Source organism: Streptomyces sp. NPDC052773 (assembly GCF_044547145.1).
In the GTDB taxonomy this organism is placed as follows: Bacteria; Actinomycetota; Actinomycetes; order Streptomycetales; family Streptomycetaceae; genus Streptomyces.
In genome coordinates this window covers 196,602-211,355 of record NZ_JBITZX010000010.1, presented here as the reverse complement: position 1 = coordinate 211,355, position 14,754 = coordinate 196,602, and the positions used below count along the sequence as shown (strand labels likewise).

Annotated in this window: 12 protein-coding genes and 1 pseudogene; 6 read left to right on the top strand and 7 right to left on the bottom strand. The window is 73.3% G+C overall.

From position 1 onward, the window contains the following. Window positions 1-13: 13 nt before the first annotated feature. Window positions 14-913: a PaaX family transcriptional regulator C-terminal domain-containing protein gene (locus ACIG0D_RS23085; RefSeq protein ID WP_399803877.1), complete on the top strand. Its 900-nt coding sequence runs from the start codon at window positions 14-16 to the stop codon at window positions 911-913. Window positions 914-959: 46 nt separating this feature from the next. On the opposite strand, the gene ACIG0D_RS23080 is transcribed toward ACIG0D_RS23085, so the two are convergent. Further along, window positions 960-2,051, bottom strand: a complete 1,092-nt coding sequence (locus ACIG0D_RS23080; protein WP_399803874.1) for a polyprenyl synthetase family protein — start codon at window positions 2,049-2,051, stop codon at window positions 960-962. A gap of 114 nt (window positions 2,052-2,165) precedes the next feature. Between ACIG0D_RS23080 and ACIG0D_RS23075 the strand changes: the two genes are divergently transcribed. Continuing rightward, entirely contained in the window at window positions 2,166-2,909 is a 744-nt protein-coding gene (locus tag ACIG0D_RS23075; RefSeq protein ID WP_399803872.1) for a sporulation protein, read from the top strand. Window positions 2,910-2,941: 32 nt separating this feature from the next. Here the strand turns inward: ACIG0D_RS23075 and ACIG0D_RS23070 are convergent, their stop codons facing one another. Together ACIG0D_RS23070 and ACIG0D_RS23065 are read right to left on the bottom strand one after the other, a co-directional pair. Further along, on the bottom strand, window positions 2,942-3,562 hold the full coding sequence (locus ACIG0D_RS23070; RefSeq protein ID WP_399803870.1) for a hypothetical protein: 621 nt from the start codon (window positions 3,560-3,562) through the stop codon (window positions 2,942-2,944). Between the two features lie 138 nt (window positions 3,563-3,700). Beyond that, entirely contained in the window at window positions 3,701-5,071 is a 1,371-nt protein-coding gene (locus ACIG0D_RS23065) for a diacylglycerol/lipid kinase family protein (protein WP_399803867.1), read from the bottom strand. 486 nt (window positions 5,072-5,557) lie between these two features. Between ACIG0D_RS23065 and ACIG0D_RS23060 the strand changes: the two genes are divergently transcribed. Then, a complete protein-coding gene (locus tag ACIG0D_RS23060) occupies window positions 5,558-5,842 on the top strand; it encodes a hypothetical protein (RefSeq protein ID WP_399803864.1) in 285 nt (94 codons plus the stop codon). 114 nt (window positions 5,843-5,956) lie between these two features. On the opposite strand, the gene ACIG0D_RS23055 is transcribed toward ACIG0D_RS23060, so the two are convergent. Next, window positions 5,957-6,973, bottom strand: a complete 1,017-nt coding sequence (locus tag ACIG0D_RS23055; protein WP_399803862.1) for an alpha/beta hydrolase — start codon at window positions 6,971-6,973, stop codon at window positions 5,957-5,959. A 27-nt stretch (window positions 6,974-7,000) separates the two neighbouring features. On the opposite strand from ACIG0D_RS23055, the pseudogene gvpO reads away from it, so the two are divergent. Continuing rightward, window positions 7,001-7,330 (top strand): annotated as a pseudogene (gvpO, locus tag ACIG0D_RS23050) (gas vesicle protein GvpO); the annotation flags it as partial. A gap of 78 nt (window positions 7,331-7,408) precedes the next feature. On the opposite strand, the gene ACIG0D_RS23045 reads toward gvpO, so the two are convergent. The 3 genes from ACIG0D_RS23045 to ACIG0D_RS23035 all read right to left on the bottom strand — a co-directional run bounded on the left by ACIG0D_RS23045 (window position 7,409) and on the right by ACIG0D_RS23035 (window position 12,703). Beyond that, window positions 7,409-9,799, bottom strand: coding sequence for a proprotein convertase P-domain-containing protein (locus ACIG0D_RS23045; protein ID WP_399803859.1), 2,391 nt, complete (start codon window positions 9,797-9,799; stop codon window positions 7,409-7,411). 241 nt (window positions 9,800-10,040) lie between these two features. Continuing rightward, entirely contained in the window at window positions 10,041-10,844 is an 804-nt protein-coding gene (locus ACIG0D_RS23040) for a phosphatidate cytidylyltransferase (protein WP_399803856.1), read from the bottom strand. Continuing rightward, entirely contained in the window at window positions 10,841-12,703 is a 1,863-nt protein-coding gene (locus ACIG0D_RS23035; RefSeq protein WP_399803853.1) for an aminotransferase class I/II-fold pyridoxal phosphate-dependent enzyme, read from the bottom strand. Before ACIG0D_RS23035 ends, ACIG0D_RS23040 begins: the two co-directional genes overlap by 4 nt. Window positions 12,704-12,904: 201 nt before the next feature. Between ACIG0D_RS23035 and ACIG0D_RS23030 the strand changes: the two genes are divergently transcribed. Both ACIG0D_RS23030 and ACIG0D_RS23025 read left to right on the top strand, forming a co-directional pair. Then, window positions 12,905-13,243 carry a DUF1330 domain-containing protein gene (locus ACIG0D_RS23030; protein ID WP_399803851.1) on the top strand — a complete coding sequence of 113 codons (339 nt, stop codon included), beginning with the start codon at window positions 12,905-12,907 and terminating at the stop codon, window positions 13,241-13,243. Window positions 13,244-13,379: 136 nt separating this feature from the next. Then, a complete protein-coding gene (locus tag ACIG0D_RS23025; protein WP_399803848.1) occupies window positions 13,380-14,621 on the top strand; it encodes an alginate lyase family protein in 1,242 nt (413 codons plus the stop codon). Window positions 14,622-14,754: the final 133 nt, after the last annotated feature.

The following is a 14,754-nucleotide window of genomic DNA, read 5'->3' as shown; positions in this document are numbered from 1 at the left end:
TACGCTGATCGGCGTGGAAGACACGGAGATCGCCGGCGCACCGCCGGGCACCGCACCACCGCGCCCCCAGTCGCTCGTCCTCGCCTTCTTCGGCAACCACGTCCTCGACGAGGACGGCCGCTGCGTCTACTCCGGCAGCATCATCGACGTCCTCGGCCGGGCCGGCGTCGGCGAACAGGCCGTACGCTCCACGCTGACCCGCATGGTGGGCCGGGGCCTGCTGCGCCGACAGCGCCAGGGCCGCCGGATGTACTTCGGGCTCACCCCGCAGGCGAAGCGGATCCTGCGGGACGGCAGCCGCAGGATCTGGCACGACGGCGCGGTCAACGAGGACTGGGACGGGGTGTGGACCCTGCTCGGCTTCTCGCTGCCCGACTCCTGGCAGCGGCAGCGCCACGACCTGCGCTCCCGGCTGATCTGGTACGGCTTCGGCGCCCTCTACAGCGGACTGTGGATCGCGCCCGGCAGGGTCGACGTCTCCGCCGTCGTCGCCGAACTCGGCCTCACCGACCGGGTGACGGTCTTCCACGCCCGCGCCGACGAGACCACCACCGACGTCGACCGCGTGGTCCGCGAGAGCTGGGACCTGCCGGCCATCGCCGCCCGCTACACCGCGTTCGACCGGCGGTGGACCGCATGGGAGGCCACCGCGGCACACACCGGCGACCCGGTCGCCACCCGGCTGCTCCTCGTCACCGAATGGCTCGGCGTCATCCGCACCGACCCCCGGCTGCCCGCCCGCCACCTCCCCGCGCGGTGGCCCGCCCGCGCCGCCCAGGAGACGTTCCGCCGCATCGCCGCACAGACGAAGGAGCCCGCCCGGCGGATGGCACACCGCATCCTCGACACAGTCCCCGAGGAACCCCAGGAACCCGAGAAACCCGACGACACCCCCTCGCCGACCACCCCTTGACGACACTCCCGCGCCCGGCGGCCAGGCCGTGCGCAGCCACCGGGCGTCACGCCGTACGTTCCACGCTCCACACGGGCAGATACGCGAAGAAGGCGACCGCGTCGTCCCGCCACCGCCCCCTCCAGGTGCCGGCCAGCTCGGAGGCCGACTCCGCGTGGCGGCGCATGCCGGCGCGCAACCGCTCCGGGACGCCGTGGCGTTCGGCGATCTCCCGGACGGCGGCCACGGTCTCCTCCGCGCAGGACGGGTCGCCGAGCGCGGCGGTGACGACGGCGCGCTCCGTACCGCCGACGGCCGACAGCAGCGCGCGGACCGCGTAGGTGCGCCTGCCGTCGCGCAGGTCGGTGCCGACCGGCTTGCCCGTGACCTTGGGGTCGCCGAAGAGGTCCAGGTAGTCGTCGCGCATCTGCCCGCACACGCCCACCAGCCGGGCGTAGCGCCGCAGTTCCGCCGCGAACCGGCCCGGCCGCTCACCGGCGGCCAGCAGCCCCAGCTCCATCGGCGCCAGCAGTGAGTAGCGGGCGGACTTGTAGTCCGTCACCTCGTGAAGGACCTCCTCGTCCGGGAGACCGTCCGTGAAGTCCCGCTCCAGGTCGACGATCTGACCGACGAACGTGTCCGCCGCCGCCCGGGTCACCGCCTCCACCATGGAGTGCCGCACCGGCAGCGGCGCGTCGGAGTCGAGCAGCACCCGCAGGGAGAGCGCCAGCGCCAGGTCACCCGCCAGGACGGCCAGGCCGAGCGCGGTCCGCGGCTGCGAGGGGAACCGCTCGCGGTAGGCCTGGTGGGTGCTGGGCCCGCCCCGGCGGGTGGGGCTGCCGTCGATGATGTCGTCGTGGATCAGCCCATGGGTCTGCAACAGCTCGATGCTCAGCGCGGCGGCGTCCAGCCCGGCCACCGGTTCGGCCGTCACCAGGCGCGCCGCCTCGTACAGCAGCGCCACCCGCATCCGCTTGCCGCCGCGCAGCGACAGCTCCCGCAGCAGCCCCACGCACTCCGGTGTGAAGCGGCTGAACCCGGGGGCGTCGATGGTCGCGGCCAGCGTGTCGAAGTACGCGGCGAACCGCGCGTTGAACCGGCTCTCGTACCCGGCGACGCGGGCCCTTGTCTCCTCGATGAGGTCAGCGGTGTCGGCCATGGCGCCCGAACCTACACGCACGCCCGGGCAGGGGCCCGTGTCGGACCCCACGGCGGGGCCGCGTAGGGTGCGCGGGAGAGTTCGACATGATCGTCCCGAGGGGGGAAACCATTCATGGCATTCCGTAAGTTCCTGAGTTCGCTCGGCATCAACGCGCCCGAGGTCGACACGGTGCTCGCCGCCTCCGTCGTACGCCCGGGCGACGTCCTGGAGGCCACCGTCCACCTGCGCGGCGGCGGTGCGGACGTGGAGGTGGAGCGGCTGCGGCTGGACGTGGTGACGCGCGCGGAGGACCGCGAGCAGTCGGAGACCGGCTGGCAGAACCCGTTCACCATCGTCTCCGAGGTCCTGAACGGCCCGCTGACCCTGCACGCGGGCGAGCAGCGCACCGAGCGGATCGCGATCCGGCTGCCGTGGGAGATGCCGCTCACCCACGTACTGGGCGGCCGTCGGCTGCGCGGCGCGCGCGTGGCCGTGCGCACCGAACTGGCCATCGACGACGCCGTGGACAAGGGCGACTTCGACGAGTTCCAGGTCCACGCGCTGCCCGCCCAGGACGCCATCCTCCAGGCCTACGCCGATCTCGGCTTCCGCTTCGACGAGGCCGAGGTCAAGCTGGGTACGCCCAGGGGCGGGCACAACTCCAAGGTCGGCTACTGGCAGGAGATCGAGACCTGGTTCCCCCGGGAGTACGGCCGGGGCGACGGCCAGCTGGAGTCCGTGTTCGTGGCCCGCGCCGACTCGCTCGACCTGATCACCGGTTCCTCCGGCCCGCACCTGTTCACCTACGCGGACCTCGACCAGGCGGCCTGGACGAAGCGCATCGACGAGCACATGCGCGCGACGTTCATGCGCTGACGCAGCGTCAGGAACCCGGCGGCCGGCCCTCGTCACACGGGCCGGCCCGCCACGCCCTCGCCCTGACCCAGGGCCAACCCGAACAGCGAACCGGCCGCCGCGGTGAGCCCGCCCGCACACCCGCTGGCCGTCTCGGCCGGAACGCCCATCCGCCGCAGTACGCCCGAGACGGCGTCCTCCAGCAGGACGAACCGCGCGACGAGCAACCGCGGCCCCGCCGCGTCGGCCCGGCCGCCGCCCGCGACGGCGGTCAACACCTCGTGGGCCCGCTGCTGGAGAGCCGCCAGCGGCTGCCAGGCGTCAGCCTGCCGGCCCGCCGCGAGCGGGTCGGTGAGCGTCTCCCGCAGCCGCGCGCCGAGATCCGCGTGCCACGCCGCCAGCGTGCCGGTCGCCTCCGCGCACAGGCCGTCGAGACACATCCGCAGCACGGCCGCGCCCGTCGCGACGCCCACCGGCGCCGGACGCCTGCCACCGGACGCCCTGGGCACGGACGGACGGGCCTGCACCCCCAGGTAGTTGCGCAGGACGACCGGCATGACCTCGGCGTCGGCGGCCTGCTCCCCCGGATCGGCGGGCACCAGCACCGAGCGCACGGGCGTGAGACAGCGCGCGGCCTCCTCGGCGGCGGCACGGCAAGCGTGATCAGTGGGCACGGGACGTACGGCTCCTTTCACGGCTCTCCCCACGCCGGTGACCGCCCGCGGCGGGCCAGTGGGTCGCGACGTACCCCCGCGAGGGCGGTGACGTACCCCGTGGGGTGCTGAAGTACACGGACCGCGTGGCCCCTCGGTTCACCTCCGCCCCGGCGGACTCCCGGCGCCGCCCCGCCGCTGCCCGGTGCGGGACCGGACGGCCGTACGCCCCACCGCCGCCGCCAGTTTGCGCAGCCGCCGCCAGTCCAGGCGGGGCAGCGGCTCGAAGACGCCGGGTCGTTCGCGGGGGACGCGGACGCGCAGCGCGCGGCGTTCGATACGGCAGCGGACGGGCGTGGGAAGCACGACGGCCTCGCCGTCGAGCCCGGCCTCCACCTCGGGCGCGTCCGCGTCGACGACCACGTCGTGCGAGGTCGTCATGACCCCTCCCCGCGGGGCCAGGAACAGTTCCGCCGCCTCGATCGCGCTGTCGACCTTCACGGCGACGACCCCCAGCCGCCCCGAGTCCAGCCGGGACCGCCGGCCGAAGCCGAACGGATCGTCCAGCCGGTAGGGGTTGTTGCTGACCAGAACGGCCTGCGGATCGGCGATCGTCCTCCGGCCGACCGTGGCCGTCAGCCGCGGACCGCGCTGCCGGGTCAGCAGCTCGGGCAGCAGCTGCAGCGCCGTACCGACCTTGTCGTCGCGGTAGCCGGGGCTCTGCACGACCGCCCCGTACACCCCGAACGAGGCGTTGTTCACGAACGGCCGGTCGCCGGCGAAGCACAGGTCCACGCGGACCTCGACGCCGTCGGTGAGCGCGTCCAGACCCGCGGCCGGGTCGTCACGGTCCAGGCCCAGGTCCATCGCGAAGTGGTTGCGGGTTCCGGCCGAGATCACCATGAACGGCAGACCGTGCTCCGCCGCCACCGCCGCGACCAGCGCCTGAGTGCCGTCGCCGCCGCCCACACCCAGCAGGTCGGCGCCGTCCGCGACGGCCGCCCGGGCCAGCGCGACCACGTCCTGCCGCCGCTCCGGATCGAGCAGCACGACCCGCGCCCCGAGCCGCTCGGCCTTCTCCCGCAGCGCGAACCGCTCCACTTTCCCGCCGCCGGAAAGGGGGTTGAGCAGCAGGAACGGACGCCGCGGGGGAGGGGTGCGGTACTCCTTGGACCGCGAGGCCCGCAGACCCGTGGTGCGCAGCGCGTACCGGCCGCTCCCCACGGCCGCCGACCACAGCAGGGCCGACACGACGACTACCCAGAGCAGGTTCGCCCGCGCGAAGAGGGTGACGACCGTGACGGGCGCGAGCAGGGCCAGCGTCGCTGCCGCCACACGTGCCAGACCGCGCCGCGACAGCGTCCACCACAGCGCGGCGAACGTGACGACCAGGCCCGCGAAACCCGCCACGAGCAGCAGCAGACCGCGGACACCCCCTTCCACCAGCGGCAGCAGCAGCGCCGCGGCCGCGGCCACCAGCGACGCCCTGGCCGCCCAGGACTGACGGCGATGCGCCCACTCTCTGACCACCGGTATCACTGTCCCCTCCCCCCGACGCCGCCGGACGCTCCCGGCGGTCGTCGTCCTCCCGTTCCCTTCCCCGAAAGCACCGGCAGCCCACCGGCGCACGGCGGCGGGAGTCCGCCGACGGTACGGGGCGCTGCCGCCCGTGCCCGCTCCCCTGCATGGCGCAGGACGTTCCCGCCGACCGCGCACGCGAGTCGACGCCGGTGGGCGGGACCCCGGTGAGGCTTCGAAGCGGTGATCCCGATCACCAGGAGGTACACATGCGTCTGCGTTCGATACTCGTCGCTGCCGGGCCCGCCGCCACCGTCGTCGACTTCGGCGACGCGCCGTAGCGGAAGTGGACTGAGGGTCTGCTCTCACGGCCGCCCCGCCGCCCTCGTGCGGCGGGGCGGCCGTGCGCGCGGTGCCGAGCGGGCCGCGCCGGCCCGGCGCTCGCCGGCCGTGGAGCGCGGCTGCCTCGTCGTCGCCGCAGCGCTTACGATCTTGGTCGTGGATGTCATCGCTCTCTCCGCTGTCGCCCTCGCCCTCCTCACCGCCGTCATCGGCAGCGAGGCCCGTCTCTCCCGTCTCGACAAGCGCATGCGGCGCATCGAGCACAAGCTGGATCTGCTGACCGGTCGTCTGGACGTGCGGGTCGACGACCCCGGCCTTGACGAGGTGGCGGCGCTCGTGCGCGACGGCCGGACGATCGAGGCGATCAAGAAGTACCGGGACGTCACCGGCGCCGGCCTGCGGGAGGCGAAGGAGGCCGTCGAGCGGATGGGGACACGCTGACCCCGCACGTCGCCGTACGGCCCTGACGGGCACCACGCACAGCGCGCCGCCGCCGTCTCGGTGCCGGGTCGGCGCCACGCCGTCGAGGTCGCGGCGGGCGGCACGCGGTGCCGCTCAGCGATCGCCTCGCCCGGTGTCGAGCAGGCTGCTGAGCCACTCCCGCCGCGCCCGCTTGGCCCGGCGGGAGAGTCGGGCCTCGGGCGCCATCTCGTCGAAGCCGTGGCAGCCGCCGGGCCAGACGTGCAGCTCGCACGGCACACCGGACTGCCACAGCCGGCCGGCGTAGGCGACGGTCTCGTCGCGGAAGGTCTCCGCGGAGCCCACGTCGAGATAGGCCGGGGGCAGACCGGACAGGTCGTCGGCGCGCGCCGGGGCGGCGTACGGCGAGACGTCCGCCGTTCCCGCGGCACCGCCGAGCAGGGCGTTCCAGCCCGTGGCGTTGGAGACCCGGTCCCACATGTCCCGCCCCTCCATCTGCCGGGCGGAGGGTGTGCGGTCGCGGTCGTCGAGCATCGGGGACAGCAGGATCTGCGCCGCCGGCGCGGGCCCGCCCCGGTCTCGGGCCAGCAGGGTCAGTCCGGCGGCGAGGCCGCCGCCCGCGCTGGCGCCCACCGCGATGATCCGGTCCGGGGCCCCGCCCAGCTCCGCGGCGTGCCGCGCCGTCCACACCAGGCCCGCGTAGCAGTCCTCCAGCGGTGCCGGGTGGGGGTGTTCCGGAGCCAGCCGGTACTCCACGGAGACGGTCACCGTGCGCAGCGTCCGCGTCCAGGTCAGGACGTCGGACAGGAGGTGCCGGCGGCTGCCCGCGACCATGCCTCCGCCGTGCAGGTGGTACAGCACCGGAAGCCCCGCGGTCGGCCCCGCGTCCGCCGGCCGGCCGATCAGCAGCGTGACGTCCGGGCCACCGGGCGGCCCGGCGACCGTCCGCTCCTCCCAGGACAGCTCCCCGCCACACGCCAGCGCCTCGTCGCCGAGCGGCACGGACGCGACGGCGGCCCGCACCGCGGGGATGGCCTCCGGCGTCAGCGGGGACTGCGCGCCCAGCGCATCCAGGGCAGCCGCCAGTTCCGGATCGAAGGGAACGGGCGGCACGGCGGCCGTGGTGAACGACCGGGGCTCGGGACTCGTCATGTGATCCCTTCCAGTCTCCGGACGAGGATGGACGACGTACGACGGACGACGTACGACGGACGATGTGACGCGCGGGCCGCCGCCGACGGTGATCGCCGACGAATCCGGCGAACGATCGGCGACGAAGCCGGCGAAGCCAACCAACCTTGTGCCCCGGACCGGGCCCGCGCATCCATCGCCACCGGCGACGATCCGCTGACCGACTCGCGGGCCCGGCGGCGAACCGGAGCCCGCACCGGTGGCGGGCGCTGTGCGCAGGGGCCGGCCGAGCAGGGCTGGGAGGCCGAGGCGGAGGTCGTGGAACTGGAACGCATCCCCGAGACGACCAGCGTGATGGCCGGCTACCCGGTGGTGCCGGACCCCGCCGGGAAGCACACGAGGCGCGCCCCCTCACCACGGTGGGTGCGGGGGCGCGCGGGTGGGTGCCGGCCGGGGTCAGAACCTGACCACGAAGTTGTTGACCGTGCCGGTGTCGCCGAGGCCCACGTCGTCGACGCGGAGCTTCCACCAGCCGTTGACGGGCAGGTCGGTCACGTCGACCGTGTAGATCTTCTTGAGGGAACCGGCCACCGCGGGCGTGCCGTTGGCCTTCAGCAGGTGCAGGGAACCGTCCGGGGCGATCAGATGGATCCTCAGATCCCCGAGGAACTCGTGCTCGACGTGCACGTACACCTGGAGCTTGGCGGAACCGACGCCGGACAGGCCGCTGGCCTTGGTCCAGATCTCCGTGTAGTTCTTGTCCGGGATCGCCTTCACGGTCTGGTTCTCGTAGGACGGGAACCCGAGGGACCAGCCCTTGAGTTCACCGGTGGAACCGGTCGCCGAGTCGGTGACCTTCAGGGTCCAGGTGCCGTTGGCGACGGCGTCCGTGGCGTCCACGCCGTACGTCGTCCGCAGGGTGCCGCCCGGCTCGGAGCCGTAGGGCTTGAGCAGGTAGGACTTGCTGTCCGGGCTCTGCAGGACGAGTCGCAGGTGACCGATCTTGCCGTGGGCGATGTTCGCGTGTACCTGGAGCGGGCCGGCGGCGTTGCCGTCGATGCCGGAGACGGCGATGGCGGAGGTCAGCGTGCCGGTCTCCGGGATGGCCTGGGCGGTGGTCTGCTCGAACGGCGTCGGGAACAGCAGCGACCAGGTCGTCAGCTTGCCGCTGTCGCCGTCGTCGGTGTCGGTCATCCGCAGCGTCCACTCGCCGTCGGCCGGCGAGGCGGAGGCGTCCACGGGGAACTCGGCGACGATGTCGTCCCCGCTGTCGGAGACGTTCGGGTTCTTCAGCGGGTACGCCGTGCCGGTGGGGGAGACCAGCTCCAGCTTCAGGTCACCCCGGTAGGTGTGGGTGATGTTGACGTACGCGGTGAGGTTCCTCGGCGCGTTGCCCGGATACCCGCTGACGGTCACCGGCGAGGTGGCCGGTGCGCCGGGGGCGTCGGGGATGTCCACGTCCTTGTCGTTGTCGACCTGGAAGGAGCGGGGCTTGGCGTCCGCCTCGGGCTTCGGCTCGATCGCGGTGACCGCCTTGCCGAGGTCGATGCGCGGGGTGGTCGCTCCCGTGTACGCGACCGGGGTGCCGCTGGTCGCGAGGAGCGAGACCAGGCTGTCGATGCCCTCGGTCGGGTAGGCCTGCCGGAGCACGGCGAGGGCGCCGGCCACGTGCGGGGCGGCCATGGACGTGCCGTTCTTCGAGGCGTACGTGTTGCCCGGCACCGAGGAGACGATCGCGGTGCCCGGGGCGAACAGGTCGAGCAGCGGGCCGCGGTTGGTGAACGACGACAGCTGGTCGTCGTCGGTCGTGGAGCCCACCGTGACGGCGGAGGCCACGCAGCCCGGCGCGCTGACCGCGTCGGAGTAGCCGTTGTTGCCGGCCGAGACGACCGTGGCGACGCCCTCCGCGAGCAGGTTGTCGATGACCGCCTTGCGGGGGTCGGTCGCGCACGCGCTGGTCCAGCGCCCGCCGCCCAGTGACATGTTCGCGGCCACGATGTCGGTTCCGGCCTTCTTCAGCGCGTACACCTTCTCCAGGCCCTTGATCTGGGAGCTGGTGAAGCTGAGCACGCACGGGCTGGCGCCGGGGCCGCAGAAGTCGTCCGAGGTGAACTTGGAGAACACCTGGATGGCGACGATGCTCGCGCCGGGAGCCACGCCGCGGGCGGGTGCGCCGCTGACGCCGGTGCCGTCACCGGCGGCGATCCCGGCGACATGGGTGCCGTGGGAGCAGGCACCGCCCAGCGTGGCGCACGCCCCGGACTCGGCGTCGGCGCTGCCGGTGCCCTCCTGCCGGTCGGTGCCGTCGGGGCAGAGGCTGCCGGCGCCGTAGGCCTCGTCGTTGACGGAGAAGCACGCCTCGGCCCGGACCCGGCCGCTGAGGAAGGGGTGCTTGGTGGCGACGCCGGTGTCCAGGATCGCGACGGCGGTGCCGGCACCGGTCTTCCCGGCGGCGTGGGCCCGGTCGCCGCCGATCCTCACGGTGGACTCGTTGAGCGTGGGGGCGACCGGGACGTCCTCGGTCACGCTGACGACGCCCGGCTTGGAGTTCAGCTCGTCCAGGCCCGCCCGGTCCACGCGGAGGGTGACCAGGGGCAGGGTGTCGTAGGTGACGAGCGTTTCGCCCGCTTCGGCGGCGGAGGCCAGATCCGTGCGCTGGTCGGTGACGACGTTGACGCGGACGGTGCCGCCGCTCTGCGTCTCGTCGAACAGCGGAGGGTCGACCGGGCCGTTCTCCGTGGCGAAGGCGGGGCCGGCGCCGACGGGCGTGTCGGCGCCCACCGGGATCGCGGTGAACACCATGGCAGCCGCCGTGGCGGTGGCCAGGACCCACGCGGGTATCTTCACGTACTACTCCATCGAAAAGGGGTGTTCGAGCAGCAAAGGGAGAGGGCCGGGCAAGGAGGAGCGCTCACTCGACGGCGGTCCCTGCGGTCCCGCGCACAGTCGTCACCCTCGGGCACGTCGACCTCGATGATCGACGATCTTGGACCTTAGGGGGTGTGAAGGTCCGCGCACAAGAGATCCAAAGCGGAATCAAAACCCTCACTTTCCCGGTGACTTGGTGACTCTTCGATGGAGAGGGTGTTCACCGCAGGACCAGCAGCAGGGCCAGGGCGACGAGGAGGGAGTCGATCCGGTCCAGCAGGCCACCGGAGCCCGGCAGCCAGCGGCCGGCGTCCTTCACCTGCGCGCCCCTCTTGACCATGGACTCCAGGAGATCGCCGGCCGGGCCGCCGACCGCCACGGCGACGGCCATGGGCCAGCTCAGCGCGGACAGCAGCGCCAGCACGGCGAGTCCGGCACCGGCTCCGGCGAGCGTGCCGCTCCAGCGCTTGGCAGGGGACAGCGGCGACAGCCGCGGACCGCCGAGCCGACGGCCGGCGAAGTACGCCACGATGTCGGCGACGGAAACCGCCACGAACACCGCGAGCGCGCTCGCCCCGAGCGGCACCAGCGCGGCCAGCACACTCAGCCAGGCGAGCCCCAGCAGCCCCGCGGAGAGCCGGCGTTGACCGTCCTCGGCGTCACCGGCCAGGAGCGGCACCGCCGCCACCGCGAGCGCCCCGATCGCGAGCACCCGCGGCACCTCCCCGGGCGCCAGCCAGGCGGCCAGCACCACCCCGGTCACCGCCGCGGCCAGCACCAGCCGGTCCGGCAGGCCCAGCCGCATCAGCCCGCCGTACTCCGCCACGGCGATCAGCCCGGCCACGATCGCCACGGCCGCGGCGCCCGGCGGGCCCAGCCAGAACGCACCCGTGACCAGGGGCACTCCGACCGCCCACGCGCACCACCGGATCATCAGCTCACGGCGCCGGGACGCCGCCACCGCCACACCGCCGAGAACCAGCGCCCCACCGAGGCAGGGCGCCAGGGAGCCGACGGTGATCATCGAGTGGTGCCGGTCGCGGGAACGGCCACGGGCACGGGGACGGAATCCCGCGCCACGGGCGCCGAACGCGCGTGCGCCGAGTCCGCGCGCTTTGAGTTTGCGCGCTCCGAATCCACGCCCTCCAAAGCCGGGCGCTCCGCCGCCAGGGACTCCCAAGCCGCCCCGAACGCGGCCACGATCCGCGCGTTCTCGGCGGTGTCCCTGACCGCGATCCGCACCGTGCGCCCCTCGTACGCCGGCGACAACGGAGACAGGTCGCGCAGATACACGTCCTGCCGGCGGCACTCGTTCACCAGCCGCGCGGCGCTCGCCGCGCCCGCCGGGAGGGTCACGGACAGGAAGTTCGCGGTGGACTCCTCGACGACCAGCGCGGGGTCCGATCCGGCCAGCGCGGCGGCGAGTTCGCGGCGCAGCTCGTGGGTGCGCAGCCAGCGGTCGCGGTAGTACGCCGGGTCGCGCAGCGCGGCGACCGCGGCCAGCTGCGCCGGAAGGCTCACCGGCCAGGGCGGGGTCCACCGGCGCAGTTCGGCGGCGGTGGCCGGCTCGGCCACCAGGTAGGCGGCCCGCACACCGGACAGCGCGTACATCTTCGACAGCGAGGAGCAGACCACCACCCGCGGGTCCGTCGCGGCGAGCGGGGCCAGCGACTCGTCGAGGCCGGCGTAGCCCAGGTACGCCTCGTCGATCCACCAGCGGGTGCGCGCGGGCGCGGCGGCGATCACCGAGCGCAGCTCCGCGGCCGGGGCGTGCCGGCCGGTCGGATTGTTGGGGTTGACCACCACCACGAGGTCGTAGTCACCGGCCCGCACGACGGCCGACAGCCGTGCCGGGTCGACGCGCCAGCCGTCCTCGCGGCGCAGCCGGAACCGGTCCACCCGGCAGCCGACGACCCGCTCCGTGACATGGGCGTACTCGCCGTAGGTCGGGTCCAGGAGCAGCACGCGGCTGTCCGGGGTCAGCCACCGGCCGAACGCCCGGAAGATCAGGTCCGAGGAACCGGCGCCGAGCGCGAGGCTGTCCGCCGGCAGCGCACGGGCCGAGGCGATCTCCGCGAGCAGCCCCTCGGCGCCGGTCGGCGGTGACGTCCGGGCGGCCCAGGCCGGATCCTCGGCGAGCACGTCCCGCACCCCGGGGGCCGGTGCGAACCAGGCGTCCAGCACGTCGGCCGCGACCACCTCATGGCGCCGGTGGAGGGTGCGGAAGTCCGTGCCGATGGCGGTGAAGGAGGCGCCGCCGTGCTCGCACCCGTCGGGCCGCGGAGCCGACGGCACGTCGTCCAGCCGCCAGTCCACCGTGGCGAGCAGCCGCCGCAGCGCGCGGCCGTGGCGGCCGGTCGCCGACCGCGTCAGCTCGCCCACGCTCGCGCTCAGCACCTCGAAGGACACCGCTCCGCAGTGGACCGTACGGCCGACCGGGCGCAGGCCGGCCGCCAGGTACATGGGCAGCACCTCCGTGCGCCCCATCGCCACCACCGTGCGACCGCCCCGGGCGGCGATCCACCGCAGGGCCGCGTACATCAGCAGCGGTGCCGCCGCGGTGGCCCGATGGCGTGGCTCCACGGTGAGGATGCGCACCTCGAACGGCTCGTCCTCGCTCAGCAGCGGCAGTTCCTCACGGGTCAGGTACTTGTCCAGCGCGTAGCGGCCCACCCAGGGCGGGGTCAGGCTGACGAACCCGATCCGCGTCGTCCCGCGCGCCGCGACGAGGTAGACGTTGTCGCCGTCCAGCCCGTCGCTGAGCCGTCCCGTCGCATTCGGCGCATGCTGGCCCAGCTCCTCCGCGTACACGCGGTGACGCAGTTCGTGGATCCACTCCAGATCCTCGGCAGTGGCAGCGCGCAGCTCCAGGTCGCGACCCATGGGCACCTCTTTCGAACACGGGGGTGGGGCGGGGCACTTCATGGTGGGGAACGGTACGGGGTCGCATCACCGCCGAGCTGCGCAGTCGATCTGAGTACGCGTACTCAGGCGCGGGCGATTACCTGTCAGGTCATCGACCCCGGGCCCCCGCGGATGCGAGGGTCACAGGCATACGGAGCCCGACCGACCGGAAGGACCGCCATGACCGCCTATGTCATCGCCCACCTGCGGGACGCCGCCCCGCACGCGGAGATCGCCGAGTACATCGAACGCATCACCGCCACCTTCGCGCCGTACGGCGGACGCTTCCTGGTGCACGGCGCGCGGCACGAGACGAAGGAGGGCAGCTGGCCCGGGGCGGTGGTGGTGATCGGGTTCCCCTCGAGCGCGGACGCGCGGGAGTGGTGGGACTCGCCCGCCTACCGGGAGATCGCGCCCCTGCGCTCCCGGCACATCCCGGGGGACATCATCCTGGTCGAGGGCGTACCGGACGGATACGACCCGGCGACCACCGGGAAGGCGATACGCGACGCTCTGTGAGCCGGTGACGAGGGGTCAGGTCCAGACCTTGACGTGTTCATGGTGGGGCGCTAGCTTCCCGGCCACAGCGCCATTCACATCATCGTGAGCTGATCACATACGTGAACACGATGCGCCGTCAGAAAGGCAACCCCCCATGCCTGGAAGAGTCCTGAAGTCCGCTCTGCTCACAGTGGCCGGCGTACTGCTGGCCGGCGCCCTCGCGGCGCCGGCCACGGCCGCGCGAACCACCACCGCTCCCGCGCGGTCCACCACCGTTCCCGCAGCCCCCGCCGTCCCGGCCTCCCAGGCCGCCCCCGCCGTGTTCACCCACCCCGGCGTCGGCGTGAGCCGTGCCCAGCTCGACACCATGCGCGCCCGGGTCGACGCGGGCGCCGCCCCGCAGGCCGCGGCCTTCCGCCAGATGATGAGCTCGCGGTACGCCTCCCTCTCGTACGCGCCCCACCCCCGCGCCGTCGTGGAATGCGGCTCGTACTCCAACCCGAACAACGGCTGCACGGACGAGCGTGAGGACGCCATCGCCGCGTACACCCACGCGCTCGCCTGGTACGTCACCCGGGACGCCGCGCACGCCCGCAAGGCGATCCAGATCATGGATGCCTGGTCGGCCACCGTCCGGGACCACACCAACAGCAACGCGCCGCTCCAGACCGCCTGGGCCGCCTCCTCCTGGCCCAAGGCCGCCGAGATCATCAAGCACGTCTACGGCGACTGGCCGGGCGCCGGCCGCTTCGCCACCATGCTGCGCACGGTCTACTACCCGGAGATCCAGAACGGCTCCAACTCCAACGGCAACTGGGAGTTGAGCATGATCCAGGCCATCATCGGCATCGGCGTCTTCCTCGACGACAAGGCGATCTACGACCGGGCCGTCGCGCTCTTCCGCAACCGCGTCCCCGCGTACGTCTACCTGACCTCCGACGGCGCCCTGCCGCGCACCAAGCCGGGCGACGGGCGTGACACCCGCGACGAGATCATCGCCTACTGGCACGGCCAGACGACCTTCGTCAACGGCCTCTCCCAGGAGACCTGCCGCGACTTCACACACACCGGCTACGGCATCGCCGCCATGGCCCAGGTCGCCGAGACCTCACGGATCCAAGGCCAGGACCTCTACCCGGAGTTCGGCGAGCGGATCCGGCACGCCCTCGGCTTCCACGCCACGTACGAGCTGAACCAGCCGCCGTCCTGGCTCTGCGGCGGCACGGTCGAGCGCGGCCTCGGCCCGGTCACCGAGGTCGGCTACAACGCCCTGCACCACCGCCTCGGCCACGCCATGACCAACACCGAGGCGTACACCCTGGCCCGCCGCCCGATGGGGACGAACAACCTCTTCGTCGCCTGGGAGACGCTGACCCACGGGGACAACGTGTCCTGATCTCCCGGCCCGCGGCGTATTTTGACAGAGCATTGACAAACCTGTCGCGCCTCGCCACAGTGCAAGTGACCCTCACTGTCGCGCAATCTCCCGCGCGATCATCGCAAATTTCCTTGCACAGAGCACCGCTGAC

Coding starts and splice junctions, on each gene's coding strand:
- ACIG0D_RS23075 (WP_399803872.1), top strand. CDS start 2,166: ATGGCATTCCGTAAGTTCCTGAGTTCGCTCGGCATCAACGCGCCCGAG.
- ACIG0D_RS23030 (WP_399803851.1), top strand. CDS start 12,905: ATGACCGCCTATGTCATCGCCCACCTGCGGGACGCCGCCCCGCACGCG.
- ACIG0D_RS23035 (WP_399803853.1), bottom strand. CDS start 12,703: ATGGGTCGCGACCTGGAGCTGCGCGCTGCCACTGCCGAGGATCTGGAG.
- ACIG0D_RS23025 (WP_399803848.1), top strand. CDS start 13,380: ATGCCTGGAAGAGTCCTGAAGTCCGCTCTGCTCACAGTGGCCGGCGTA.
- ACIG0D_RS23055 (WP_399803862.1), bottom strand. CDS start 6,973: ATGACGAGTCCCGAGCCCCGGTCGTTCACCACGGCCGCCGTGCCGCCC.
- ACIG0D_RS23040 (WP_399803856.1), bottom strand. CDS start 10,844: ATGATCACCGTCGGCTCCCTGGCGCCCTGCCTCGGTGGGGCGCTGGTT.
- ACIG0D_RS23080 (WP_399803874.1), bottom strand. CDS start 2,051: ATGGCCGACACCGCTGACCTCATCGAGGAGACAAGGGCCCGCGTCGCC.